The organism is Brevundimonas sp. CEF1, assembly GCF_051353055.1.
GTDB lineage: Bacteria > Pseudomonadota > Alphaproteobacteria > Caulobacterales > Caulobacteraceae > Brevundimonas.
In genome coordinates this window covers 1317435-1341353 of the sequence record NZ_CP195593.1, presented here as the reverse complement: position 1 = coordinate 1341353, position 23919 = coordinate 1317435, and the positions used below count along the sequence as shown (strand labels likewise).

At 67.1% G+C, this 23919-nt stretch carries 29 protein-coding genes and 1 tRNA gene; 14 read left to right on the top strand and 16 right to left on the bottom strand.

All coding sequences use genetic code 11. The annotated features are described in order from the left end of the window. Positions 1-16 precede the first annotated feature (16 nt). The 6 genes from ACR9FL_RS07000 to ACR9FL_RS06975 all read left to right on the top strand — a co-directional run bounded on the left by ACR9FL_RS07000 (position 17) and on the right by ACR9FL_RS06975 (position 3572). Positions 17-919, top strand: coding sequence for a site-specific tyrosine recombinase XerD (locus tag ACR9FL_RS07000; protein WP_296176658.1), 903 nt, complete (start codon positions 17-19; stop codon positions 917-919). Between the two features lie 17 nt (positions 920-936). Continuing rightward, a complete protein-coding gene (locus ACR9FL_RS06995) occupies positions 937-1161 on the top strand; it encodes a DUF1902 domain-containing protein (RefSeq protein WP_313632678.1) in 225 nt (74 codons plus the stop codon). 41 nt (positions 1162-1202) lie between these two features. Next, positions 1203-1397 carry a type II toxin-antitoxin system HicA family toxin gene (locus ACR9FL_RS06990; protein ID WP_436357844.1) on the top strand — a complete coding sequence of 65 codons (195 nt, stop codon included), beginning with the start codon at positions 1203-1205 and terminating at the stop codon, positions 1395-1397. A gap of 83 nt (positions 1398-1480) precedes the next feature. Beyond that, complete coding sequence (locus tag ACR9FL_RS06985; RefSeq protein WP_296176655.1) at positions 1481-2431, top strand: acetyl-CoA carboxylase carboxyltransferase subunit alpha; 951 nt, start codon at positions 1481-1483, stop codon at positions 2429-2431. An 86-nt stretch (positions 2432-2517) separates the two neighbouring features. Beyond that, the gene (locus ACR9FL_RS06980) at positions 2518-3093 is read left to right on the top strand and encodes a response regulator (RefSeq protein ID WP_296176654.1); all 576 of its coding nucleotides are present in this window, start codon (positions 2518-2520) and stop codon (positions 3091-3093) included. Further along, entirely contained in the window at positions 3090-3572 is a 483-nt protein-coding gene (locus ACR9FL_RS06975; protein ID WP_436357843.1) for a chemotaxis protein CheE, read from the top strand. The genes ACR9FL_RS06980 and ACR9FL_RS06975 overlap by 4 nt, the downstream gene beginning before the upstream one ends. On the opposite strand, the gene ACR9FL_RS06970 is transcribed toward ACR9FL_RS06975, so the two are convergent. The 5 genes from ACR9FL_RS06970 to ACR9FL_RS06950 all read right to left on the bottom strand — a co-directional run bounded on the left by ACR9FL_RS06970 (position 3560) and on the right by ACR9FL_RS06950 (position 9773). Then, entirely contained in the window at positions 3560-5446 is a 1887-nt protein-coding gene (locus ACR9FL_RS06970) for an ABCB family ABC transporter ATP-binding protein/permease (protein ID WP_436357842.1), read from the bottom strand. The two genes, ACR9FL_RS06975 and ACR9FL_RS06970, sit on opposite strands and share 13 nt — an antisense overlap. Before the next feature lie 49 nt (positions 5447-5495). Further along, entirely contained in the window at positions 5496-6512 is a 1017-nt protein-coding gene (locus tag ACR9FL_RS06965) for a threonine aldolase family protein (protein ID WP_436357841.1), read from the bottom strand. Positions 6513-6515: 3 nt separating this feature from the next. After that, a complete protein-coding gene (locus ACR9FL_RS06960) occupies positions 6516-7442 on the bottom strand; it encodes a mechanosensitive ion channel family protein (protein WP_296176646.1) in 927 nt (308 codons plus the stop codon). Between the two features lie 114 nt (positions 7443-7556). After that, positions 7557-9371, bottom strand: coding sequence for an ATP-binding protein (locus tag ACR9FL_RS06955; RefSeq protein ID WP_296176643.1), 1815 nt, complete (start codon positions 9369-9371; stop codon positions 7557-7559). Between the two features lie 105 nt (positions 9372-9476). Further along, positions 9477-9773, bottom strand: a complete 297-nt coding sequence (locus ACR9FL_RS06950) for a BolA family protein (protein WP_296176641.1) — start codon at positions 9771-9773, stop codon at positions 9477-9479. Positions 9774-9818: 45 nt separating this feature from the next. Here ACR9FL_RS06950 and ACR9FL_RS06945 point away from each other — a divergent pair, with 45 nt between their 5' ends. Next, positions 9819-10490: a J domain-containing protein gene (locus tag ACR9FL_RS06945; protein ID WP_296176639.1), complete on the top strand. Its 672-nt coding sequence runs from the start codon at positions 9819-9821 to the stop codon at positions 10488-10490. Here ACR9FL_RS06945 and ACR9FL_RS06940 read toward each other — a convergent pair. Further along, positions 10450-10833, bottom strand: coding sequence for a hypothetical protein (locus tag ACR9FL_RS06940; RefSeq protein ID WP_436357840.1), 384 nt, complete (start codon positions 10831-10833; stop codon positions 10450-10452). The two genes, ACR9FL_RS06945 and ACR9FL_RS06940, sit on opposite strands and share 41 nt — an antisense overlap. 12 nt (positions 10834-10845) lie before the next feature. Between ACR9FL_RS06940 and ACR9FL_RS06935 the strand changes: the two genes are divergently transcribed. From ACR9FL_RS06935 to ACR9FL_RS06925, 3 genes are all read left to right on the top strand, one after another. Then, a complete protein-coding gene (locus ACR9FL_RS06935) occupies positions 10846-11274 on the top strand; it encodes an organic hydroperoxide resistance protein (RefSeq protein WP_296176635.1) in 429 nt (142 codons plus the stop codon). A 59-nt stretch (positions 11275-11333) separates the two neighbouring features. Further along, positions 11334-12338, top strand: coding sequence for a cobaltochelatase subunit CobS (gene cobS / locus ACR9FL_RS06930; RefSeq protein WP_292083017.1), 1005 nt, complete (start codon positions 11334-11336; stop codon positions 12336-12338). Positions 12339-13481: 1143 nt separating this feature from the next. Beyond that, a complete protein-coding gene (locus ACR9FL_RS06925; protein WP_436357839.1) occupies positions 13482-14891 on the top strand; it encodes an alkaline phosphatase PhoX in 1410 nt (469 codons plus the stop codon). Here ACR9FL_RS06925 and ACR9FL_RS06920 read toward each other — a convergent pair. Next, positions 14860-15927 carry a COX15/CtaA family protein gene (locus ACR9FL_RS06920; protein ID WP_436357838.1) on the bottom strand — a complete coding sequence of 356 codons (1068 nt, stop codon included), beginning with the start codon at positions 15925-15927 and terminating at the stop codon, positions 14860-14862. The two genes, ACR9FL_RS06925 and ACR9FL_RS06920, sit on opposite strands and share 32 nt — an antisense overlap. 131 nt (positions 15928-16058) lie before the next feature. On the opposite strand from ACR9FL_RS06920, the gene ACR9FL_RS06915 reads away from it, so the two are divergent. Both ACR9FL_RS06915 and ACR9FL_RS06910 read left to right on the top strand, forming a co-directional pair. Next, positions 16059-16313 carry a transglycosylase gene (locus ACR9FL_RS06915; protein WP_105562180.1) on the top strand — a complete coding sequence of 85 codons (255 nt, stop codon included), beginning with the start codon at positions 16059-16061 and terminating at the stop codon, positions 16311-16313. Further along, a complete protein-coding gene (locus ACR9FL_RS06910) occupies positions 16313-16519 on the top strand; it encodes a DUF2842 domain-containing protein (RefSeq protein ID WP_296171849.1) in 207 nt (68 codons plus the stop codon). Before ACR9FL_RS06915 ends, ACR9FL_RS06910 begins: the two co-directional genes overlap by 1 nt. 367 nt (positions 16520-16886) lie before the next feature. On the opposite strand, the gene ACR9FL_RS06905 is transcribed toward ACR9FL_RS06910, so the two are convergent. Then, positions 16887-17099, bottom strand: a complete 213-nt coding sequence (locus ACR9FL_RS06905) for a hypothetical protein (RefSeq protein ID WP_296171852.1) — start codon at positions 17097-17099, stop codon at positions 16887-16889. 288 nt (positions 17100-17387) lie between these two features. Here ACR9FL_RS06905 and bioB point away from each other — a divergent pair, with 288 nt between their 5' ends. After that, positions 17388-18335: a biotin synthase BioB gene (bioB, locus tag ACR9FL_RS06900; RefSeq protein WP_436357837.1), complete on the top strand. Its 948-nt coding sequence runs from the start codon at positions 17388-17390 to the stop codon at positions 18333-18335. 74 nt (positions 18336-18409) lie between these two features. Here the strand turns inward: bioB and ACR9FL_RS06895 are convergent, their stop codons facing one another. The 8 genes from ACR9FL_RS06895 to ACR9FL_RS06860 all read right to left on the bottom strand — a co-directional run bounded on the left by ACR9FL_RS06895 (position 18410) and on the right by ACR9FL_RS06860 (position 23349). Further along, complete coding sequence (locus ACR9FL_RS06895; protein ID WP_436357836.1) at positions 18410-19021, bottom strand: GntR family transcriptional regulator; 612 nt, start codon at positions 19019-19021, stop codon at positions 18410-18412. 171 nt (positions 19022-19192) lie between these two features. Then, positions 19193-19269: transfer RNA gene (locus tag ACR9FL_RS06890), tRNA-Pro, on the bottom strand. Positions 19270-19340: 71 nt separating this feature from the next. Beyond that, on the bottom strand, positions 19341-19757 hold the full coding sequence (locus tag ACR9FL_RS06885; protein WP_296171859.1) for a MerR family transcriptional regulator: 417 nt from the start codon (positions 19755-19757) through the stop codon (positions 19341-19343). Positions 19758-19763: 6 nt separating this feature from the next. Next, on the bottom strand, positions 19764-20072 hold the full coding sequence (locus ACR9FL_RS06880; protein ID WP_105562122.1) for an integration host factor subunit alpha: 309 nt from the start codon (positions 20070-20072) through the stop codon (positions 19764-19766). Positions 20073-20143: 71 nt separating this feature from the next. Next, positions 20144-21121 carry a beta-ketoacyl-ACP synthase III gene (locus tag ACR9FL_RS06875; protein ID WP_436357835.1) on the bottom strand — a complete coding sequence of 326 codons (978 nt, stop codon included), beginning with the start codon at positions 21119-21121 and terminating at the stop codon, positions 20144-20146. Then, positions 21118-22158 (bottom strand): phosphate acyltransferase PlsX, encoded by a 1041-nt coding sequence (gene plsX / locus ACR9FL_RS06870; protein ID WP_436357834.1) that lies wholly within the window; start codon positions 22156-22158, stop codon positions 21118-21120. Before plsX ends, ACR9FL_RS06875 begins: the two co-directional genes overlap by 4 nt. 130 nt (positions 22159-22288) lie before the next feature. Then, positions 22289-22825 (bottom strand): YceD family protein, encoded by a 537-nt coding sequence (locus tag ACR9FL_RS06865; protein ID WP_436357833.1) that lies wholly within the window; start codon positions 22823-22825, stop codon positions 22289-22291. Next, positions 22822-23349, bottom strand: coding sequence for a ubiquinol-cytochrome C chaperone family protein (locus ACR9FL_RS06860; RefSeq protein ID WP_296171870.1), 528 nt, complete (start codon positions 23347-23349; stop codon positions 22822-22824). The genes ACR9FL_RS06865 and ACR9FL_RS06860 overlap by 4 nt, the downstream gene beginning before the upstream one ends. A gap of 87 nt (positions 23350-23436) precedes the next feature. Here ACR9FL_RS06860 and ACR9FL_RS06855 point away from each other — a divergent pair, with 87 nt between their 5' ends. Next, positions 23437-23916 carry an outer membrane protein assembly factor BamE gene (locus ACR9FL_RS06855; RefSeq protein WP_436357832.1) on the top strand — a complete coding sequence of 160 codons (480 nt, stop codon included), beginning with the start codon at positions 23437-23439 and terminating at the stop codon, positions 23914-23916. Positions 23917-23919: the final 3 nt, after the last annotated feature.

Here is a 23919-nt window from a genome sequence, read left to right as displayed (position 1 = left end):
CTGTTGAGCCCGCCGCATGACGCCCCAGGTCGAGGCCTTTCTGGAAATGATGGCGGTCGAACGCGACGCCTCGCCTCACACCCTGTCCGCCTATGGCCGTGATCTGGCCGACGCCGAGACCTGGCTGTCCGACGCCGGCGGCCTGATGGGCGCGTCTCAGGAAGCCGTCGAGGCCTGGTTCGCCGACCTGTCCCGGCGCGGCCTGTCCGCCGCCACCGCCGCCCGTCGTCGCTCATCCGTGCGCCAGTTTTATCGCTTTGCGCTTGGCGAGGGCTGGCGCACCGACGATCCCTCCCGCCGCATCGACGCCCCCAAACAGGGCCGCAGCCTGCCCAAGACCCTCAGCCGCGACGAAATCGAAGCCCTGCTGACCGCCGCCGGCGCCGCCGACAGCGCGGCGGGTCTGCGTCTCGTCGCCCTGGTCGAGATGGCCTACGCCTCGGGCCTGCGCGTTTCCGAACTGCTGGGGCTCAAGGTCGAGGCCGTGCGCCGCGACCCCGCCTATCTGATCGTGCGCGGCAAGGGCGGCAAGGAACGTCTGGCCCCCCTCAACGCCGCCGCGCGCCAGGCGATCAAGGCCTGGCTCGACGCCCGCGACGCCGCGCGCAAGCCGAACACGCCCGACAGCGCCTGGCTCTTTCCCTCGCACGGCAAGACCGGCCACCTGACGCCCCGCCGCTTCGCCCAGCTGCTGGATCAGGCCGCGCTGGCGGCCAATATCGACCCCGCCCGCGTCAGCCCCCACGTCCTGCGCCACGCCTTCGCCACCCACCTGCTGGAAGGCGGCGCCGACCTGCGCGTGGTCCAGACTCTGCTGGGCCACGCGGACATATCGACTACCCAGATCTACACCCACGTCGCCACCGACCGCCTGGCCCAGGTCGTCCATTCCAAGCACCCCTTGGCGAAGGACGACTGAACGCCCATAGTTCGCAGATGGCACGCACCTTCTACGTCAAGGCGATCTGGGACCCGGAAGCCGAGGTCTGGTGCAGCGAATCCGACATTCCCGGCCTGGTCATCGAAACCGCGACCTTGGCCGAGTTTGAAAGCCTGGCCCGCCAGTTCGCGTCCGAGCTTCTGGCTGAGAACCTCGACATCCATGGCCCCGTCCCGATCCGCTTCGAGGCTTCGGGCGGCTTTGAGGTTCTGGCCGCCTGACCGTGCGTTGAGCGTTCGGGTATCCAGCAATCTCTGAACATATGCCCAAGGACTTCTACCCCGAACTGACCGCCCTCCTTCATGCCGCCGGCTGGCGACGCATGGAGAACGCCAAGGGCAGCCACGAGAAATGGCGCCATCCCGACGTCGTCCACGCCGTGATCGTTCCCCGCTCCAAGAGCCGCCACACCGCCAACACGGTGCTCAAACAGGCCGGTCTGCCCAAGGCTTTCTGAACCCCGCTTGCCCCAGGGCGTTCCCCGCACTAGTTTCCGCCGCTTTCCGTAGCGCCAACCGCGCTTCTCCTCACGGACGCCTTATGGCCACGCACTATCTCGAATTCGAAAAGCCCATCGCCGAGCTGGAAGCCAAGATCGCGGAGCTGTCGCATCTGGCCCCGACCAGCGGCTCGTTCGAGACCGAGATCGCCGCCCTGCGCAAGAAGGCCGACGCCCTGCGGGTGAAGACCTACGCCAATCTCGACCCGTGGATGCGCACCCAGGTCGCGCGCCACCCGCAGCGTCCGCACTTCATCGACTACATCGACGGCCTGTTCACCGACTTCGTAGAACTGCACGGCGACCGTCAGTTCGGCGACGACCAGGCCATCCTGGGCGGTCTGGCCCGCTTCCGCGGCCAGCCGGTCGTGGTCATGGGCCACGAAAAGGGTCACGACACCCAGACCCGCATCACCCACAACTTCGGCATGGCCCGCCCCGAGGGCTATCGCAAGGCCGTCCGCCTGATGGACATGGCTGAGCAGTTCGGCCTCCCGGTCCTGACCTTCGTCGACACCGCCGGCGCCTATCCGGGCCTGGGCGCCGAGGAGCGTGGTCAGGCCGAGGCCATCGCCCGCTCGACCGAGCGCGGCCTGACCCTGGGCGTCCCCTCCATCGCCACGGTGACGGGCGAAGGCGGTTCGGGCGGCGCCATCGCCATCGCCGCCGCCAGCCGCGTGCTGATGCTGGAACACTCCATCTATTCGGTCATCTCGCCCGAGGGCGCGGCCGGCATCCTGTGGCGCGACGGCACGCGCGCCAAGGACGCGGCCAACGCCATGAAGATCACCGGCCCGGACCTGCTGGCGATGAAGATCGTCGACCGCGTCATCCCGGAACCCCTGGGCGGCGCTCACACGGCGCGCGAGACGGCCATCCAAACGGTCGGCGACGTTCTGGAAGACGAACTGAAGGCGCTGTCGTCGCTGTCGGCGGACCAGATCCGCAAGGCCCGCGCCGATCGCTTCTACGCCATCGGCCGTCTGGGCTGATCACGCATTGCACGGCGGCTTCGCGCCGCCGAAGCTGACGCCATGCGAATCGGTTTCTCGCCCCTTCTGACCCTTGGGGCCTCTTCATGCGCGGCATGAACGGGGTCGGCGAATCCCTGCGCGAAAGCGCGGTGTTCAACTTCGCGGGCGCGGTGACCATGGTCATCGACGATTCGCCCTTCGCCCTGGAACTGACGGCCCAGGCCATCCTCGGCTTCGGCATCAAGGTGCGTCACGCCTGCGCCAGCGCCGCCGAGGCCATCGCCATCCTGCGCGATCATCCGGTCGATCTGATCCTGGTCGACTGCGAGATGCCGGGCATGAGCGGCTATGAGTTCGTGCGCTGGCTGCGTCGCTCGGGGCTGGAGCCCAACGCCTTCGCCCCGGTCATCATGACCGCCGCCCACGTGCGTCGCTCCAAGGTCAGCGAGGCGCGCGATTGCGGCGCCAACTTCCTGATCACCAAGCCGTTCAGCGCCGGCGTTCTGCTGGAACGCATCGTGTGGGTCGCCCGCGACGCCCGGCCCTTCCTTGAAGTCGGCGACTATTTCGGGCCTGATCGTCGTTTCCATGCGGTTCCCTGGGACGGCCCCGAGCGTCGCGCCGAGGAAATGCGCAAGGCGGAATTCGAAGCCCAACGCAGAGCGTCGATCGAACTATGACCGTCATCACGCACAACCGTCGCCGCTCTCGCCTGTCGACCCTGATCGATCAGCCTGGCGGCGTCAGCGCCGGCGTCGCCCTGGCCCAGGCCAAGGCCAACCTGGCCGAGATGGAGGCCCGCAGTCGGGCGGTGATCGAGGAACAGGTCGCGGCTCTGGCGGCGCTTCAACCAGCCGCCTCGCTCGAAGAGGCGTCTCGCGTTCTCGATCAGGCCTATGACCATTCCAGCGCCGTGATCGACGCCGCCGGTCCGTTCGAACTCAAGGACCTGTGCGCCGCCGCCGCCAACCTGTGCGACCTGATCGACGCCGCGCCCGAGGACAGGCCCTTCGACTGGCGCATCGTCACCGTCCACGCCCAGGCCCTGCGCCTGCTGCTGTCCCTGCCGGCCGAGGCCGCCGAGGCCCGCACCCAGGTCCTGGCCAGCCTCAAGGACGTGCTGAAGGCCAAGGTTCCGGGCGCGACTCAGTCCGACTGAACCTGGCTCTTCGCTCCGCGCGTCTGCTTGCGCCACAGGCTGGCGTATTCCCCGCCCTGACGCGCCACCAGCTCATGGTGAGCGCCGCGCTCGACGATGCGCCCGGCCTTCAGCACCAGTATCTGCTCGGCGTCGGCCACAGTCGACAGACGGTGCGCCACGACCAGGGTCGTGCGGCCCGCCCGCGCCTTCCTCAGCGTCTTCTGGATCGCCGCCTCGGTGCGGCTGTCCAGCGCGCTGGTGGCCTCGTCCAGGATCAGGATGCAGGGGTCCGCCAGCAGGGCGCGGGCGATGCCCACCCGCTGACGCTCGCCGCCTGACAGCTTCAGGCCCCGCTCGCCCACCCGCGTCTCCATGCCTTCGGGCAGGTTGCGGATGAAGTCGGCCAGTTCCGCCGCCTCGGCCGCCGCCCAGATGGCCGCCTCGTCGGCGTCCGGTCGAGCGAAGGCGATGTTGGCGCGGATGCTGTCGTTGAACAGGGCCACGTCTTGCGGCACCAGGGCCACCGCCGCCCGCAAGGAGGCCTGCGTCACCGACCGGGCGTCCCGACCGTCGATCAGCACGCGTCCTTCCTGCGGGTCCAGCAGACGCAGGGCCAGCTTGACGATGGTGGACTTGCCCGCCCCCGACGGCCCGACCAGGGCCGTGGTCGTCCCGGCCGGGGTGACGAAGCTGACGTCGTCCAGCCCCGCCGCCCGCGCATCGTGGCGGAAGCCCACATGGTCGAACACGACCTCGGCCCCGCACCCGCCCGCAGGTCGCGGCAGGGCGACGGCGTCGGGCGCATCGGCCACCTGCGGCGCCTGACGCGTCACCTTCAGCATCTCCTCCATGTCGATGAAAGACTGACGGATTTCCCGATAGGCGAAGCCCAGGATGTTCAGCGGCGCATAGAGCGAAATCATGATCAGCACCGCCGCCGTCACATCGCCCGGCCCCATCCGGCCCGCCGCCGCCTCGAACCCGGCCATGACGGCCATGATGCCCAGGCCGACGTTCATGATCAGGCCCTGGATCAGGTTCAGCGTCGCCAGCGAGGTATTGGCCTTCAGCGCCGCATCCACATAGGTCGACAGCGAACGGTCATAGGCCTCGGCCGCCCGCCCCTCGGCCCCAAACGACTTGACCGTCTCATAGTTCAGCAAGGCGTCGACCGACAGGCCCGCCGCCTCGCTGTCGGCGGCGTTCATGGCCCGACGATGCTCCAGGCGCCAGTTGGCCATGGCGAAGGTCGCGGTCGCATAGACGGCCACCACCCCGATCGCCACGGCGCCGAAACGCCAGTCGTATTTGCCGCTCAGCACCGCCGCCGCCAGCACCAGCTCGACCACGGTCGGTCCCAGATTGAACACCAGAATCCGCAGCAGGAAGTCCACCGCCCGCGACCCGCGATCCATGGTCCGCGACAGGGCGCCCGACCGCTTGGTCTGGTGGAAGTCCAGCGACAGGCTGAGGGCATGAGCAAAGGTCTCGGCCGCCGTCCGGCGCTGCGCCGCCGCCCGCACCGGCGCGAAGACCACGTCCGACAGCTGCGGCGTCGCCGCCGACAGGAAGCGCACCAGAGCCCAGCCCACGGCGAAGGCGGCGAAGCCCCAGCCCACGGCCGCCGCCGCGCCCTGCCCCGCCGCCAGATGATTGACCGCCGCGCCCAGGATCAACGGCGCGGCCACGCCCAGCCCCTTGCCCGCCAGCGTCAGGCCGATGGCCCCAGCGACCCGCCACGGCAATTGCGGCGCGCCCGAGCGGCCGACCACGCGCAACAGGTCCGTCAGCGCCTGCCAGGTCGGCGGTGCCTCCTGCTTGGCCGGCTCCTGTCCGGCGGCCATGGCCTTGACCGTGGAGTCGCCCCGTCGGCCCGATCGTTCACCGCGCATCGTCATGCTCCAGCATATGGGCGGCGCCTTGCCGGAGCGAGACCGACATTCAGTTCAGGCTCGCGATGGCTTCGAGCAGTTCGTCCACCGCGCCCTCGGTCGTCGCCCAGGAACAGACGAACCGCACGGACCCGTCGTCGAACTGGTAACAGGCCCAACCCTGGGCGTTCAGCCTCTGATGCGCCTCCTCCGGCATCCGCACGAAGACGGCGTTGGACTCGACCGGATGGGCCAGGACGAAGGCCGAGCGTTCCTCGATGCCCTCGGCCAGACGCTGTGCCATCAGATTGGCGTGGGCCGCCCCGCTCTCCCAGGCGCCCGATTCCAGCAGGCCCAGGATCGGCGCCGCCAGGAACCGCCCCTTGGACGCCGTCTGCCCGGCCTGCTTCAGTCGGTTGTCGATCCGCCGCGTCAGGCTCTTGTCGAAGATGACCAGAGCCTCGGCGCAGTTGGCGCCCGCCTTGGCCCCGCCGAACACCAGAATGTCCACGCCCAGACGCGGAATGTCCTTCAGGTCGAAGCCCGCCGCCACCGCATTGGCCAGCCGCGCTCCGTCCATGTGGACGCCCAGTCCCGCCAGCTTGGCCGGCTCGATCAGGTGGCGCAGTTCCTCCTCGGAATAGACCGCGCCGTATTCGGTCGCCTGGGTGACGCTCAGCGCCGCCGCCGGCTGGCGATGGCCGACCACCGGCTCCTCCAGCGCCGCGCGCAGGGCCAGGCCGTCGATCTTGCCCGAATAGCCCGGCAAGCCAATCAGGCCGACACCCTGGCCAAAGAAGCCCGGCGCGCCGGTCTCGTCGGTGCAGATATGGGCCGCATGATGGGTCAGCACCGCCTCATAGGGCCGGGCCAGCATGGAGACCGCAATGGCGTTGGCCGCTGTCCCGCTGAAGACGAAGCGCACCTCGGCGTCGGCGTCCAGCCGCTGACGGATCTGATCGGCGGCCCGCGCCGTGACCTCGTCGGCGCCATAGGCCCGCGCGAAGCCGCCGTTGGCCGTCGCCAGCGCTTCCAGCGCGGCGGGCGCCATGCCGGCCGTATTGTCCGATCCGAAGTCGTAACGCACGCGTCAGTCTTCCTGTTGTTCTGCCGGCGCCATGACGATGCGGGCGAATTGGGCGTCCTTGGCCGGCACTTCGACCTGATGCGGGAAGGGTATCTCGATTCCGGCGGCGTCCAGGGCTTCCTTGCCGCCCTGCATCAGATCGGCCTGGCTCTGCCACCAGTCGGCGACATTGACCCAGGCGTGCAGGGTGACCTCGACCGAGCTGTCCAGCAGGGCCGTCACCCCGGTCCAGGGCGTCGGCTCCTTCAGCACCTTGCCGTGCGCCTTGGCCACGCCGGCGATCACGTCGCAGGCGTCCTTCAGGTTCTCGCCATAGCCGACCGTGAACTTGATCTCGATGCGCCGCGTCTTCTGCCCGGTCAGGTTGATGATGACGTCGCTCAGGACCTTGGAGTTGGGAATGACGATCTTGTGGTTGTTGGCGTTCGACAGCTGGGTGGTGAACAGGTCCAGCTTCTGCACCGTGCCCGAGGCGCCGCCGACATCGATCACCTCGCCCACCCGATAGGGGCGCAGCACCAGCAGCATGACCCCCGCCGCCACGTTCGACAGCGTCCCCTGCAGGGCCAGGCCCACCGCCAGGGAGGCCGCGCCCAGAACAGCGATGATCGAGGTCGTCTGCACGCCCAGGCGCTGCAACACGGCGATCATGCCGATGATGATGACCACGACACGCACGACCTGGGCGGCGAAGCTGAGCACCGTCTGATCGTGGCGGAAGGCCCGCATCCGCCCCAGCACGCGCCGCGTCACCCCCGCCGCCCAGCGCGCGATGAACAGGGTGGCGACGAAGATCAGCGCCGCGATGGTCAGATTGATCGCCAGATCGCCGGCCATGTCGGCCAGCTTGGCCAGAATGGCGGCGTCGACGGTCAGCCGCTTTTCGCCGGCTGCGACCGTCTGGGTCAGGGTCTCGTGCAGGATAGACATGCCCTTGGGTCTAGCGTCTGCCCCCGGGAATGGAAGCCCCGGCGGGCAGGCTTTTTCCGCTGCGGGGCGCCGCGCGCCTCAAAGCGCGCCAAGCGGTCAGTTCACAGCGTCGGGTCAGGCCGCGACCGCCGCCTCCTCACCCGAAGCCACGGCCTGGCGCAAGGCCATGCGGCCGCCGGGGACCTGAACCATCAGACCCGCCAGGCTGCGGAAATCAATCGGCTTGTTCAGATAGGCGTCGGCCCCCGCCGCCAGGCCCGCTTCATGGTCCTCGTGCCTGGCCGAGGCCGACAGGACGACGATGGGCGTGTCATTGTTCACGCCCCCGCCCTCGCGGATCAGACGGGTCGCGGTCAGGCCGTCCATCACCGGCATGTTCACGTCCATGATGATCAGGTCAAACCGCTGATTCCTGGCCAGATCGACCGCCAGCTGGCCGTTCTCGGCAGTGCTGGTGCGATGCCCGGCCGACCCCATCCAGGCCTCCAGGATCATGCGGTTGACCGGATGGTCCTCGACCACCAGCACATCCAGATGATCGCCGCCCTCGACATCCGCGTCGACGGCCTCGACGGCTTCGACGCGGCTCCATTCGACCACCTCGCCCTCGATAGACAAGGTGAAGGTCGAGCCCTCGCCCAGACGAGAGGTCACGGCGATGTCCCCGCCCATGATGTGCGCCATGCGCTGGGCGATGGTCAGGCCCAGGCCCGTGCCGCCGAACTTGCGCGTCGAGGAGTTGTCGACCTGGGTGAAGGGCTGGAAGAGGCGCTCCAGATCGTCGCGCGAAATGCCCGAGCCGCTGTCCTTGACCGAGAACTCGAAGCCGACCCGCCGATCCGAAATCCGCCGACCGCGCACCGTGTAGCGGATCTCGCCTTGGTCGGTGAACTTGACCGCGTTGGACAGCAGGTTCTGCACCACCTGGCAGACCCGCAGCGGATCGCCGCGCACGACCGCCGGCAGTTCGCCCTCGAAGGTCGACACCAGGGTCAGCCCCTTGGCCTCGGCCTGGGCCTCGAACGGGCCGGTGATCCGACGGTGCAGGTCATCCACCTGCACATCGACCACGTCGAAGCTCATCTTGCCGGCTTCGATCTTGGTCATGTCGAGGATGTCGTTCAGCAGGCTCAGCAGATTGTCGCCCGAGTTGCGGATGATCGACAGATACTCGCGCTGGGTCCCTTCCAGCCGCGTCGCGCTCAGCAATTGCGCTGCGCCCAGCACCCCGTTCATCGGCGTGCGCAGCTCATGCGAGATGACCCCGAGGAAGCTGGACTTGGCCTCATTGGCCGCGTCCGCCTTATCGCGCGCCGCCTCCAGTTCCTCGATCAGATGGGCCTGATGGTCCTGGAAGGCGCGAATGCGATCCTCACGCAGCATCGTCATGGTCACCAGAACGAACAGGCTGGCCGCCGTAAACGGCACCAGGGCCACGAACGGCCAGAACAGCGGCCCGCCGATCAGGCTGACGGCGATGATCGCCGCTGCGGCTCCATAGGGCGATGAAATCATGATGGCCTGGCGCGGCGAGCTGCGCAGCTGAGCGAACACCAGCACATAGCCCGAGACCAGCAGGGCGATGGCCAGCTCATGGCCGAACGGCGACGGCGAATACCAGGCCAGCAGGGGCGCCACGGCCCAGACCGCCGTCGTTGCGGTCGCCACGGCGGGGAAGACCATGCCCCACCCCGCGCCGACCCGCTGGCTGACGCGCTTTTCGACCTCCCCGCGCAGGGCGCCCGCCGCCAGGGTGGCGGCGAACCAGAGCAGTCCGGGGACCAGGCCGACCGTCGCCACCACGCCCACGGCCCAGCTGACGATGATCATATAGCGCAGGTAGTGGGTTTGCAGGATCGCGGTCAGCGCCTGAGCAGCTTCGCCGGGCGCCTGCCCGTCTAACCCCTTGATCCCGTCAGACCCTACCATTCGCTAGCCCCCGCCTTTGCAAATCAGTCGGGGCGAACGCTAGGTTGAAGGTTCTAAGACGAAGTGAATACGGCTTTGTACGTATCAAATTGACACGAACAGTCCTTATCCCGCCTCCGCCGCCGTCATGGCGCGCACCGCCAGGGCATGAACGGGACCCGCCAGCTCATCCTTCAGGACCGCGTTGATCGCTCTTTGACGCGCCACCCGCCCCTGCCCTTCGAACGCATCGGACACGATCGTCAGCTGAAAATGGCTCTCGCCGCCGTCCTTGGCGTCCATGCCCCCTTCATGATGGTGACCGGCGTGCTTCCAGCTGTCGTCCTCCAGCTCGATCCGATGAGGCGCAAAGGCCGCCGTCAGTTTTTCGCGGATAAGTGCCGCCACGGGGCCATCAGACATCGGTCGTTCCTTGAAGCTGTCCAATTCGAGCTTACACTGGGGGCGATGTCCGCGTCATTTGAATACAAGCCTCGCTTCACCGACATCCGCGTGAAGCCGCCCAAGCCCGACGAGGAAAAGGCCGAGGCCGACGTCCTCCATCGGAAACAGGGCGAGAAGACGTGCGAGTGGCCGGACTGCTCGCGCCCGGCGACGGCCAAGGCGCCGAAGTCGCGCGAGCAACTGGCCGACTTCTATGAATTCTGCCAGGCGCACGCCGGCCAGTACAACAAGGGCTGGAACTTCTACGCCGGCATGAGCGAGGGCCAGATCCGCGCGGCCCAGGAAAACGAGGCCATGACCGGCGGGCGCCCGACCTGGGAGATGAAGGCGGGCAAGAACACGCGCGAGGCCGCCGCCTTCGCCGCCAAGATGGGCACGGCCAACACCGAGGGCGCCGGCTCATGGCGCGACAGCTTCGGCCTGTTCGGTCGTCGCACCCAGGAACAGGCCGGCCCGGCCGCCGCCGAGGTCCATCGCATCGGCAAGATCGAGCTGGCGGCCCTGACCGACCTCGGCCTCAAGCCCGGCGCGGACAAGACCGCGATCAAGGCCCGCTATCACGAGATGCTCAAGCGCTTCCACCCCGACACCAACGGCGGCGACCGGGGCGCGGAGGCCAAGCTTCAGAGCGTCATCAAGGCCTGGAAAGTCTTGAAGAAGGCCGGGCACGCCTGAGGCTTCTCAGCAGGCCGCCCGGCTTCAGCGGCCCGTCGATGCGCGTGACGCTCTCGCCCGCCCCGTCCCAGATTTCAGCATAGGCGCTGCGCGCGTCATCCAGCATCATGCGCCGCGTCTCGCTGACGGCTTCCGGCCAACTGTCCGCATCCAGAGCATACATGTTCGGCGTGCCTTCGGGCGCGTCATAGACATAGCAAAAGAACTGCGCGTGCGTCTGCATGGCCTCTTCCCCGACGGAAGTGATGGCCAAATTGTTAACACGCGCCTTGCGGATTACACGAATCACAGAACCGTTGTTTCTGAACGACTGCGCCCCATATTCGAGTCCTTCGATCCACAAAGGAGTCGCCTCATGGAAGTCCTGTACCGCGCCCACGCCACCGCCTCGGGAGGCGGCCGCGACGAAGGCCGCTCCGCCACCGACGACGGCAAGATCGACGTGCGCCTGTCCGTCCCCACGGAAATGGGCGGCAAGGGCGGCGACGGCACCAACCCCGAGCAGCTTTTCGCCACCGGCTACGCCGCCTGTTACCTGGGCGCCCTGCGCCTGGTCTCGGGCAAGGCGGGAACCCCGGTCGGCCCCGACACCAAGGTCGCCGCCGGCGTCGGCTTCGGCAAGAACACTCGTGGCGAAGGCTTCAACCTGGACGTCACCCTGCACGTCACCGACCACGGCCTGGATCAGGCGGTGATCAATGACCTGATCCACAAGGCGCATCAGGTCTGCCCCTATTCCAACGCCACGCGCGGCAATGTCGATGTGGCCCTGTCGGCGGAATAAGCGTTCAGTTTCCTCGCGCGCGTGTTGAGCCGCGCGCGCGAGGGCACTAGATGGGAGCCATGACCTCTCCCCTCGACGCCTCGCCCGATCCCCTGGTCACGCTGGAGCCGCACCGCAAGGTGACGGTCAGGGAGGCGTTCGGCGTCGATTCAGACATGGTCGTGCCCGCCTTCGACACGCGCGACAGCCATGTGCCCGAGATCGACGAGAGCTATCGCTTCGATCCGCAGACGACCCTGGCCATCTGCGCCGGTTTCGCCTTCGACCGCCGCGTCATGGTTCAGGGCTATCACGGCACCGGCAAGTCGACCCACATCGAGCAGGTCGCCGCCCGCCTGAACTGGCCGCTGGTCCGCGTGAACCTGGACAGCCACATCAGCCGTATCGATCTGGTCGGCAAGGACGCCATCGTCCTGAAGGACGGCAAGCAGATCACCGAGTTCCGCGAGGGCATCCTGCCCTGGTCCCTGCAACGCCCGGTCGCCCTGGTCTTCGACGAATACGACGCGGGTCGTCCCGACGTCATGTTCGTCATCCAGCGCGTGCTTGAGGCCCAGGGCCGCCTGACCCTGCTGGATCAGAACCGCGTCATTCGTCCGAACCGCTGGTTCCGCCTGTTCTCGACCACCAACACCATCGGCCTGGGCGACACCTCGGGCCTCTATCACGGCACCCAGCAGATCAACCAGGGTCAGATGGACCGCTGGAACATCGTCACGACGCTGAACTACCTCGACCACGACGTCGAAGCCGAGATCGTCGCCGCCAAGATCCCCGAGTGGAACGACGCCGAGGGCAAGCGCCGCATCGCCGCCATGGTCCGCGTCGCCGACATGACCCGCAACGCCTTCATGAACGGCGACATCTCGACCGTCATGTCGCCGCGCACGGTCATCACCTGGGCCCAGAACGCCATCATCTTCGGCGGCGACCTCGCGCTCAGCTTCCGCCTGACCTTCCTGAACAAGTGCGACGAGCTGGAACGCCCCACCATCGCCGAGTTCTACCAACGCGCCTTCGGCGAGGACCTGCCGGAAGCCGCGACGCGGGTAAAGATCGGCTAAAACCTCCCTAGGCGTAGCGCTACAAAAATCCTTCTCCCCTTGCGGGAGAAGGTGGCGACCGAAGGTCGACGGATGAGGGGTCTCGCCGCGCTTTGAAGAAACGGCTGCCCCCTCATCCGACCCTGCGCCCCCAAAAAACCCGCTCACCCCGGCGGACGCCGGGGTCCAGTCCTTTGGCTGCAAAGGCTGCGCGCGGAGCTCTCACTGGATCCCGGCGTCCGCCGGGATGAGCGGTGAAAGGGCTGAGCCTTCACATCACCCCCGGCCAATCCCAGAAAACAAAAGGGATTGCCCGCCGCTAACCCCCATCTCCTCGCCGCACCCTCAACCCATGCCACGCTCCCCCTCGTCCCGTCGCAAGGGAGGGCTCGCTCGGCCGGCGAACCGAAGCGGCGGCGGGAGCGGAGAGAACGGGGGTCTTGTCGAACCTCCCGCCCTCCATCGCGCGCGCCGGGCAAGGGAGCACCCAGCGGAAGGCGGCGACGGATCGGGCGGAGGGTTCAGGAGTGAAGGGGGCAGCGCGCGAACGCGGGCTAATCTCGGGGTCTCAAGTAGCCCGAAGGGCGGTAGACCCCACTTCAATCAAGACGCCGCAGGGGCCTAGCGACGGGGCGTTCGACCCGTCCGCCAGAGAGGTCCCGGTCAGGGTCGCGGGGGTTACGCGGACCGTTCCAGGACTGCACGCCGGTGCAGCCTGCCCGTCATGGGCGCCGGGGGTAGCCGATAAGACCGGCGCCTGCCCCGAGCTCATGAACAACTCTTCGCGCGGGGCGTCGGTCTTCGTCGAAACGGTATTACTCACTCACTCCGGGCGAAGGCCCGGCGTCCCGCCCAGCCCTTCCACCGCCCGCGATTTCGCGAGGCGGACGCCGGCGCTCAAGCAGCCCGAAGGGCGATAGCGCACTCAAGAAGTTCCTTCTCCCCTTGCGGGAGAAGGTGGCCGAGCGGAGAGAGGTCGGATGAGGGGTCTCGCGACCGCCGGCAAAACCCCTCATCCGTCGGCCTTCGGCCGCCACCTTCTCCCGCAAGGGGAGAAGGAACAGGGGCCCCAAATCGTCGCAGCCACGCAACCGTCACACGACCGTATCGCCCCTGTCGTCCGCAGACGGTCTAAGCTCGACCGTCAAACGGAGTCCCTGCCCCATGCGCCTGCAACGCCGCCAACTGATCTCGACCGGGGCTGCGGCCTTCGCCTTCGCCGGCTTCGCCCGCAACGTCCACGCCCAATCGGCGGGCGAAGAAACCTACGTCAATCAGGTCGAGGGCTATGGCCCGTTGAAGGCCGATCCCAACGGCCTGCTCGATCTGCCCGAGGGCTTCACCTATCAGGTCATCTCCCAGAGCGGCGAGACGATGGACGACGGCCTGCTGGTCCCCGGCCAGCCCGACGGCATGGGCTGTTTCGCCCTGACGCCCACCACGCTTGCCCTAGTGCGCAATCACGAACTGAAGGGGTCCAAGGCGCTTCACCGAAACATGGGGCCGGGCGGCTTCCATCATGAGCGCCTCGACCTGCTGGACGCCTCCAAGGCCTACGACACCTACAAGGACGGTCGCCCCCTGCCCGGCGGCACGACGACCCTGATCTATGACCTGAAGACCCGCCAGACCGTGCGTCAGCACCTGTCCCTCGCCGGCACCTCGACCAACTGCTGCGGCGGCCATACGCCGTGGGGCACCTGGCTGACCTGCGAGGAGACGGTCGAGACCCCCGCCGACGCCGACGTCGCCAAGTCCCACGGCTGGGTGTTCGAGGTCCCCGCCGACGCGACCGGTCTGGTCGATCCCGTGCCGCTGAAGGCCATGGGCCGCTTCGACCACGAGGCCGTCTGCATCGACCCCCGCACCGGCATCGCCTACCTGACCGAGGATCAGGGCGACGGCCTCTTCTACCGCTTCATCCCGACCGTTCCGGGCCAGCTGGCGCGCGGCGGACGTCTGCAAGCCATGGCCTTCAAGGGGCAGGCCGGCGCCGACAGTTCCAACCACGACGCCCGCGCCTGGTCGGTCGACGACTGGCGCGAGGTCGAGTGGATCGACATGACCGACGTGGAATCGCCCAAGGACGACCTGCGTCATCGCGGCCATGCGGCGGGCGCCGTCAAGGTGGCGCGCGGCGAAGGGATCTTCTGGGGCGAAAACGAACTCTATCTGACCGCCACCTCGGGCGGGCCGCTGCGCCGGGGCCAGATCATGCGCTACGTCCCCTCGCCCGACGAAGGCGGCGCCGACGAAGCCCGCAACCCCGGCCGCATCCAGTTGTTCGTCGAAAGCACCGACCTGCGCACCATGAACATGGGCGACAACCTGTGCATCGCCCCCTGGGGCCACCTGATCGTCTGCGAGGACAACTATTCCGACGAGGTGCGCAACCACATCAAGGGCGTGACGCCCGACGGCCGCCTCTACACCATCGCCCGCAACGTCTTCACCGGGAACTCGGAGTTCGCCGGGGCCGTGTTCTCGCCGGACGGCGAGGTCCTGTTCGTGAACATCATGTACCCCGGCCTGACCTTCGCGATCAGAGGCCCGTGGAACGCGGTCCGCTCATGAACAGACGTGGGCGCGAGCGGCGAACCAGCCACAGGTTGACCGTCGCCGCGCCCAGCACCAGGGCCGCCACCGCCTGGTGCAGCGCGCCCAGCGTGATCGGCACGGCGTGCATCAGCGTCACGACCCCCAGCCCGGCCTGAAGCCACAGCATCCCCGCCAGCACAAAGGCCGAAACGCCCAGCCCCTCTGCCAGCCGCCAACGCCAGGCGTGGATCGCATAGGCCGTCCCCGCCGCCAGCAACAGATAGGCGCCGAGGCGGTGATTGAACTGCACCAGGCCCTGATCGTGCAGGAAGGCGATCGCCCCCTTGCCCCACTCGACCGGCGGGAAGACCGCCCCGTTCATCATCGGCCAGTCGGTATAGATGAAGCCCGCCTTGGCCCCCGCCACCAGCCCGCCTAGCAGGCACTGAACAAACACCGCCGCCAGCAGCAGCCCGGCGCCCCAGGTCCAGCCGCGCGGCGAGCGCGAATGGTCCGACCCGCTCCAGGCCTCCAGCCCGGTCCAGATCAGACCGGCGAAGATCAGGAAGGCCAGGCCCAGGTGGGTCGCCAGACGCTCTGGGGCCACATCGACCCGCTCCGACAGGCCGCTGGACACCATCCACCAGCCGATCAGGCCCTGCAGCCCGCCCAGGCCCAGCAGGACCAGGCAACGCACGATCAACCGCTTCGGCATCCGCCGCAGCAGCAGGAAGATCAGGAAAGGAACCGCGAAGACCACGCCGATCAGACGCCCGACCAGACGGTGCAGCCACTCCCACCAGAAGATGCCCTGGAACTCGCCCAGGCTCATGCCGGCGTTGACCTGGGCGTACTGCGGAATGGCCTTGTACTTGTCGAAGGCCTCGGTCCATTGGGCGTCGTTCAGCGGCGGGATGGCGCCCATGATGGGCTTCCACTCGGTGATCGACAGGCCCGAGCCCGTCAGGCGCGTCACGCCGCCGATGACCACCATGGCGAAAACCATGGCCGCGCTGAAGAACAGCCACAACGCCACCGCGCGGCTGCGATCTTGATTTACAAAACGGTTCATTCGACGCCTGCCGTTCGCCCCGATACACTGTCGCCAAACCCACCGGGCGACCGGGGCGGTATGCCCCTCAAGCGCGGCAAGATCGAGTCGCTTTCGACGCCAGAGCGTCGCACCATTCTGAAGGAGCGCCCGTGGCGCCATATACGGATATCGCCATCGCCGTCGTCGGCGCCCTGGCCCTGGCCTGGATCGCCGACCTGCTGACCGGCCGTCGCGGCCTGGGCGGGACCATTCTGGTCGCCGCCGTCGGCGCCGGCTGCGGGGCCTTCCTGGCCATCCGCGTCTTCGCCGTGGCCACGCTGGGCGACTGGCTCTGGGTGGTCTGGTCGATGCTCGCCGCCGTGATCTGTCTGGTCGCCTTCTTCCTGTTCCGGAGCAAGCGCTGATGCCGCCGCGGGCCCGCCGATTCGTCGCCGCGATCGGCGTCCTCTTCTTCCTTGCCTTCTGGGTCTGGGGCGCGGTGACGATCAACGACCGGCTGCCGGACATCTGGTGGCTGGACCTGATCTTCTTCACGGTCGCCGGCATCGGCTGGGGCCTGCCCCTGATCCCATTGCTGCGCTGGGCTGAACGCGCTCCGGGCGGCGAATAGGGCCTAACCAGGGGGCCAGATACAGCGAAAGCCCGGCGTTGCCCCTCTCGGGGTGCGCGTCGGGCTTTCATTGGGGGCCAAGCTTCGTCCATCTCTGAACGATGATTCTGACCTCAATCATCCGGTTTTCACCCGATGATCAACCTATCAACCCGAAGGCGCGGGCAAGGTTCCGACAAAGGCTGATCACATCTTTCTTGAGCCACCGTCACCCTGCGCCGCCCCCGGCGTCTCGATCATGGAGGGCTCGAGCGAGCCGCGACATGCCCCCTACGGCATCACCCGCCACACACGCGAAAGCCTCGCGATGGAGACGCCAATCCCTAATGCCTGAAGTTGGAAGCCCAGTTCGCTGCGCGCTCTTCCCTCACGGTCGGCGCTTGACCTCCCAGTCCAGCGTCCAGCGCCCCGGACCCGCCGCCTTCAGTTCCGACTTCACCGCCGGCACCTGCCGATCGAATCCATCAAGCAAGAGTGACGTTCCGCTGACGGAGGCGATGGTCGCATTGGTCTGCCAGAATGGCCCCGCCACACCCCGGATCGAGAGTCGGATATGGACGGTGTCGTTGACCTGCGGCATGCGCCGTCTCCACTTTGTCGGACGATCCAGCCGCCACAAGCCGCCTTGTGCATCGCAGCGCCGACGCTGTCTCCCACGAAACGTCAGGCCGTCGCTGCGAAAGCCGGCGCAGCGCCCCGCCGTCTAAGCTTTTCAGGAAGTTCAAATTATATATTTTATATGCACAATGCTAAAATACGTGATTTTGTTATCTATGATTGACCTGCGACACGCAGAATCTTCATGCAGACAGACATAATGATAGATAATTATACGCCTGACGCGCACGCGATCTACACGATGCCGTTCATGGACCTTCTCCATCGCGCTCACACGGTGCACCGCGCCCATTTTGAACCCAGCACGATCCAGTGCTCGAAGCTGCTGTCCATCAAGACCGGCGGCTGCCCCGAGGACTGCTCCTACTGCTCGCAATCGGCGCGTTATGACTCGGAACTATCTGCGTCGAAGATGATGGAGGTCCAGCGCGTGCTGGACGAGGCGCGCAAGGCCAAGGCAGCAGGCGCCACCCGCTACTGCATGGGCGCGGCCTGGCGCTCTCCCAAGGCGCGTGACATGCCGGGCGTCCTGGCCATGGTCAGGGGCGTCAAGGACATGGGCCTGGAGACCTGCATGACCCTCGGCATGCTGACCGACGACCAGGCGGCCCAGCTGCGGGACGCAGGCCTCGACTACTACAACCACAACATCGACACCTCGGAACGCTACTATTCCGAGGTCATCACCAGCCGCACCTTCGCCGACCGCCTGAACACCCTGGACCGCGTTCGCGCGGCAGGGATCAATGTCTGCTCGGGCGGCATCATCGGCATGGGCGAGACCGCCGATGACCGCATCGACATGCTCCGCACCCTGGCCGAGTTGGAAGAGCCGCCAGAATCCGTGCCGATCAACATGCTGATGCCGATGAAGGGCACGCCGATGGCCGACATGGCGCCGCTGGACCCGATCGAAATGGTCCGCACCATCGCCACGGCCCGCATCCTGATGCCGCAGGCCTATGTCCGCCTGTCGGCCGGCCGGTCAGAGATGAGTGACGAACTGCAGGCCATGTGCTTCTTCGCCGGCGCCAACTCCATCTTCGTCGGCGACACCCTGTTGACCGCCGACAATCCCGACGAGGACAAGGACGCCCTGCTCTTCAACAAACTCAACCTGAAGCGCGCCGAGGTCATGGAAGCGGCAGCCGCCTGCCAAAAGACCATGCAGGACCGCGCTCAAGAACAGGCCGCCTGATCACCCCACCGTACCGTCGCGCCTGCCCGGACGCCCCGGGCCGCGCGCGACGGATTGCGGCGGCCAGTTCCGGCCTAAACCGCCCTCGCCAGGTGGCGCTCGAACGTGGCGACCGCCGCCGTTACGTCTCGCATTCGGATGGCCGCCATCAGGGCGCGATGATCGGCGTCTGGCCGGGGCTTCCACCGGTCCTTGTACTGGGCCAGCATATGGCGCGAGCCGTGCAGTTGTAGATTACCGACCTCCTCAAGCAGGCGCGGCATGCCGCAGGCGGCCATGGTCCCCAGATGGAAGGCGCGATTGGCCGCCTCCCAGTCATAGATGTTGTCCGCCTGATCGCAGGCCAACCGCAAGGCTTCCAGCCTCCCTATGTCGTCCTGCGTCAGATTGGGCGCCGAATGCAGCAGCGCCAACGGCTCCAAGGCCGCGCGCATCAGCTTCACCTCGCGCTGCGTCGCCTGATCAAGCGGCGCGACCCGCACCCCGACGTTCGGCCGACTGACCGCCAAGCCCCTGGCCACAAGCCGCAGGAAGGCCTCGCGCACCGGCACATGACTGACGCTGAACTCCTCGGCGACATGCTCCTGGCGCAGCTTGGCGTCAGGCGCCAGCTCTCCCCGCACGATCCGGACGGCAAGCGTGTCGGCGATGCTGTCCGAGGAAAAACCAGGCCTTGAACCCGCCACGGGACCTCCAGAAATATTGAATTATCTATGATTTCTGAATGACGCCCCGTCAAACGAATAGGCCTGCATTCGCGCCATTCCCGACACTTGCTCGCCGGGCCCGCAGACGCCCAATTGCAAAAGGGGCCGCCCGAAAGCGACCCCTTTAACCAACCGATTTCCCTGAGGAAATGGTCGGAGCGACAGGATTCGAACCTGCGACCCCTTGACCCCCAGTCAAGTGCGCTACCAGGCTGCGCCACGCTCCGAAGGCGCTCCGTATAGACGGCGATTCCGCAGTCCGCAAACGCTAAAACGCTCTTTGAACAACAAGTTCGCCTCAGCGGCGCAGAACGGCGTCCAGACGCGCCTTCGCCGACTCCAGGTCGGCCAAAATCGCGCCCAGGCGCGCGGCTTCAAAAGGCGCAGCAGACACGGGAGCGAGCGGTTCGCGCTCGACGTCGGCGTCGATCTCCAGCGCCGTCGTCGGATCGCCGTAGGCGGCCAGACGGGCCAGCCCCTGCTCCTTGTGCAGACGCTGGACGCCGCGAATGGTCAGCCCCTCGTCGTGCAGCAGCCGCCGCACGCCCTTCAAGACGGTGACGTCCTCGGGCCGATAGAAGCGACGACCACCCGCACGCTTGACCGGGGCGATGAAGTCGAACTTCGTCTCCCAGAAGCGCAGGACGTGCTGGGGCGCGCCGACTTCGTCAGCGGCCTCGGAAATGGTGCGAAAGGCGTTCGGGCTTTTGGCCACGTTAGACTAGTCCTCGACGACCGCGTCGTGGACCCGGCTCTTCATGATCTGCGAAGCGCGGAAGCTGATGACCCGGCGCGGGTTGATCGCGGCCGGCTCGCCCGTCTTGGGGTTACGCCCCATGCGAGCGCGCTTCTCGCGCACCTGGAAGACGCCGAAGCCGGACAGCTTCACCGTCTCGCCGCGCTCCAGCGATTCGACCACCAGTTCGAGCGTGCGCTCGACCAGACCGGAGCATTCCTGGCGGGAAAGCCCCACCTCTTCATGCACCGCCTCGCACAAATCCGCCCGGGTCAGGGTGTCTTGTCCCGTCACTGCGTCTCTCCGCTGTCAATCCGCACGCATAGAAGGGCAAAGTCGCCCCGAATCAAAGCCCTGAATGCAAATCAGAGACGGAAGGCGCAGGCGCCCCAAGTCAGACCGCCGCCCATGGCCTCGATCACCACCAGATCCCCACGCTTGATGCGCCCGTCCTTGATGGCCGCATCCATGGCCAGGGGGATGGACGCCGCCGAGGTGTTGGCGTGCAGGGCCACGGTCGAGACGACCTTGTCTTCGTCCAGCCCCAGACGTTCGCCAACCCCGCGGATGATGCGCTGGTTGGCCTGGTGCGGCACGAACCAGTCGATCTCGGGGATTTCGACGCCCGCCGCCTCGGTCGCGCCGACGATGGCTTCCGCGATGTTGACCACGGCGTGGCGGAAGACCTGGTTGCCCAGCATCTTCAGATGGCCAACCGTGCCGGTCGTGGCCGGGCCGCCGTCGACGTAGAGCATGTCGCCCTTGGAGCCGTCGCAGCGTAGCGCAAAGCCTAGAACGCCCTGATCGGCCTTGATCCCCTGCCCTTCGCGCGGTTCCAGCACAAAGGCGCCGGCGCCATCGCCGAACAGGACGCAGGTGGTCCGGTCGGACCAGTCCATCAGCCGGGTCATTTCCTCGGCGCCGATGACCAGGGCGCACCTGGCCATGCCGCGCGCGACAAAACCGTCAGCCACGCTCATGGCGTAAACGAAACCCGAGCAGACCGCCTGAACGTCGAAGGCGATGCCGACCGGCGCGCCCAGCTTGCGCTGCACGATGGCGGCGGTGGCGGGGAAGGTCTGATCCGGGGTGGTGGTGGCGACGATGATCAGGTCAACGTCCGCCGCCGTCTTGCCCGCGTCGGCCAGGGCACGGCGCGCAGCCTCGACGGCCAGATCACTGGTCGGCTCGTCGTCGCGGGCCTGATGGCGCTGACGGATGCCGGTGCGCTCGACGATCCACTCGTCCGAGGTGTCGACGAACTTGGCCAGGTCGGCGTTGGTGACAATCTTTTCCGGCAGGAAGGAGCCGACGCCGGTCACGGCGCTGCGAATGACGCTCACTGGTGGGTCTCCCCGATGGTTTCGGCGGCGGGCGTGGGTTGCTCCAGGGCGGCGAGCCGTCCCAGGTTGGCCCCGACCTTGGCCATGTAGTCGCTGCGCGCCAGATCGACGGCGATGCGGATGGCGTTTCCATAACCCTGCGGCGTGGCGCCGCCGTGGCTCTTCACGACGATTCCGTTCAGGCCCAGCAGAGGCCCGCCGTTGATGGCGTTGGGGTCGATCTTGGCCGCCATGCGCTTCAACGCCGGCATGGCGATCAGAGCGCCCAGCTTGGCGATCGGACCCGAGGTCAGTGCCTCCTTCAGCAAACTGGAGATAAAGCGGGCCGTGCCCTCGGCGGTCTTCAGGGCGATATTGCCGGTGAAGCCGTCGGTGACGATGACGTCCACCGTGCCCTTGGCGATGTCGTCGCCCTCGACGAAGCCATGATAGTTCAGGGGAATGCCGCCTTCGCGCAGGATGGCGTGGGCCTCGCGCACCTCGTCGTGGCCCTTCATGTCTTCGGAACCGACGTTCAGCAGGCCGACGCTCGGCTTGGCCACGCCATGCACCGCCGACTGGAAAGCCTCGCCCATGATGGCGAACTCGATCAGTTGCTTGGCGTCACTGCCGATGTTGGCGCCGACGTCCAGAACAGCGGTGTAGCCGCGCGTCGTCGGCCAGCTGGCGACGATGGCGGGGCGCTCCAGCCCCGGCGCCGCCATGCGCAGCAACAGCTTGGAAATGGCCATCAGGGCGCCGGTGTTGCCAGCGGAAACAGCGGCGCCGGCTTCGCCCGACTTCACCGCCTCGATGGCGTTCCACAGGCTGGAGCCCTTGCCCCGGCGCATGGCCTGGGCCGGCTTTTCGTCCATCGCCACGACCTTGTCGGTGTGGCGCACGTCGCAGACGGCGTCGGACAGGACGCATCGCGCCATCTCGGCGCGAATCGCCGCCTCGTCGCCATGCAGCAGGAAACGCACGCCCTCGCCGTCATGCCGCGAGAGATAGTCCTTCACGCCGCCGACCACGACCGAGGGACCGTGGTCTCCCCCCATGGCGTCAAGCGAGATCAGTGTTGGGGATGCCAAGTGGAAATGGACTCCGTCGCCGTCTTGTCGCGGCGCTTCATATAGGGATGCAGGACGCAAATGTCGCACCCTGGGATGCAACCAGCCCGACGCTAGGTCAACCTTCGCCGGAATCGTCCTTGGATTGCAGGGCCTTCAGCACAGCGAAAGGCGATATTTCACCCGGTTCCTTGGGCTGCTCGAAGACCGCGCCCGGCTTGCGCGGGAACGGGTCCAGGCTCAGCGCCAGTTGCTCGACGGCGTACTGACCCAGGTCCAGACGGCCGTCTTCGATCTGATCGGGCGAATCGTCGTCCAGCTCCAGGTCGATTTCGCCGTCCTCATCGGCGGCGTTGCGCTCGCTCGCCTCGACCATTTGCACCGAGAACTTGCGATCGACATGAACCGGCAGAGGCTCCAGCGTCAGGCCACAGGTCTGGACGGCGTCAGCGACGACCCGCCCCTCCATCCGCCAACCCGAAACGGTGGGAACCAGGTTGATGTCGGCCTCGAAGACGTCCAGCGCCTGAAGGTCCAGAGCGCGGGCGATCCGCTTACGCGCATCGGCGTCCGGCGTCAGACGGCGCTCCAGGCCGGCGCCGATCTGATGCAGGCGCAGCGGTTCGCTGTAGGGCAAGGGAGGCAGGTCGGTCATGCAGCGATCTCCGCCCAGGCCGGAGCCTTGGACACAGCTTCAAACGATTGTTGCGTCAGGTTCTGACGTGAGGCCACGGCGTAACGCGCCAAGGCCAGTCCGGTCGCCGCATCGGCGCTCTCATAGACATTCTTGGCCAGCGAAGCGGCCAGGGCGTCCACGTCCTCGGCGCGCAGCGGGCCTTCATAGGCGCTCATGCGACCGTACAGGGACTCGCCCAGCTTGCGCATCTTCTTGCCGACCGAGACGTCGCCGACGCCCAGTTCGCGCAGGGTGTGGTCCAGCGACGAGATATAGACGTCGAACAGCTTCTGAGCCGCGACCTCGCCGCGCTCGCCGTCCTGCTTGAGTCGCAGGAACAGAATCAGGACGTGCAGGGTGTAGAGCTCGAAGCGGGCGTCGATCCGGTCTGCCACGCCCAGGGCGGTGTAAAAGGCCGGCTGGCGGGCCTGTTCGACCGCCAGGGCATACAGGGCGTCGCCCTGACGCTCATCGGGTCGTTGTCGGAAGAGATTTCTAAGCATGAGCAACAGCCCCTTTTTCGCCGCGCCGTTGCACTAGGACGCAGCGCCGGTTAGGTCAAAGACCTTGTTATGCTGAGGCGGACGCTGATGCCCCGATTTACACCGATCTTCGCCGTCGTCGCGCTGGCAGCCGCTGCTGGCGCCTGCGCGCCCGTTGTCGCCACACAGGGCTTCCAGGCGATCGACGCCAAGCCCCAGGACGTGGTGGCCGGCACCGATACCAAGGAAACCGTCCTGGCGCGTCTCGGCTCGCCCTCGACGACCTCGACCTTCGAGCCCGACACTGTCTGGTATTACATGACCCAGATGACCGAGCGATACACCTACAACAAGCCTGAGGTGTCGCAGCGCACGGTGACCGAGATCACCTTCAACAAGGCCGACGACAAGGTCGCCGCCGTTCGCACCCTCAGCCTCGCCGATGGCCGCGACATCACCATGGAGCGGCGCGAGACGCCGACCCGCGGCCGCCAGCTAACCATCCTGGAGCAACTGCTGGGCAACGTCGGCCGCGGCCAACTGCCGCGCACCGAGGAAGACGTCCCCGGCCAGCGCCGCCCGGACTAAACC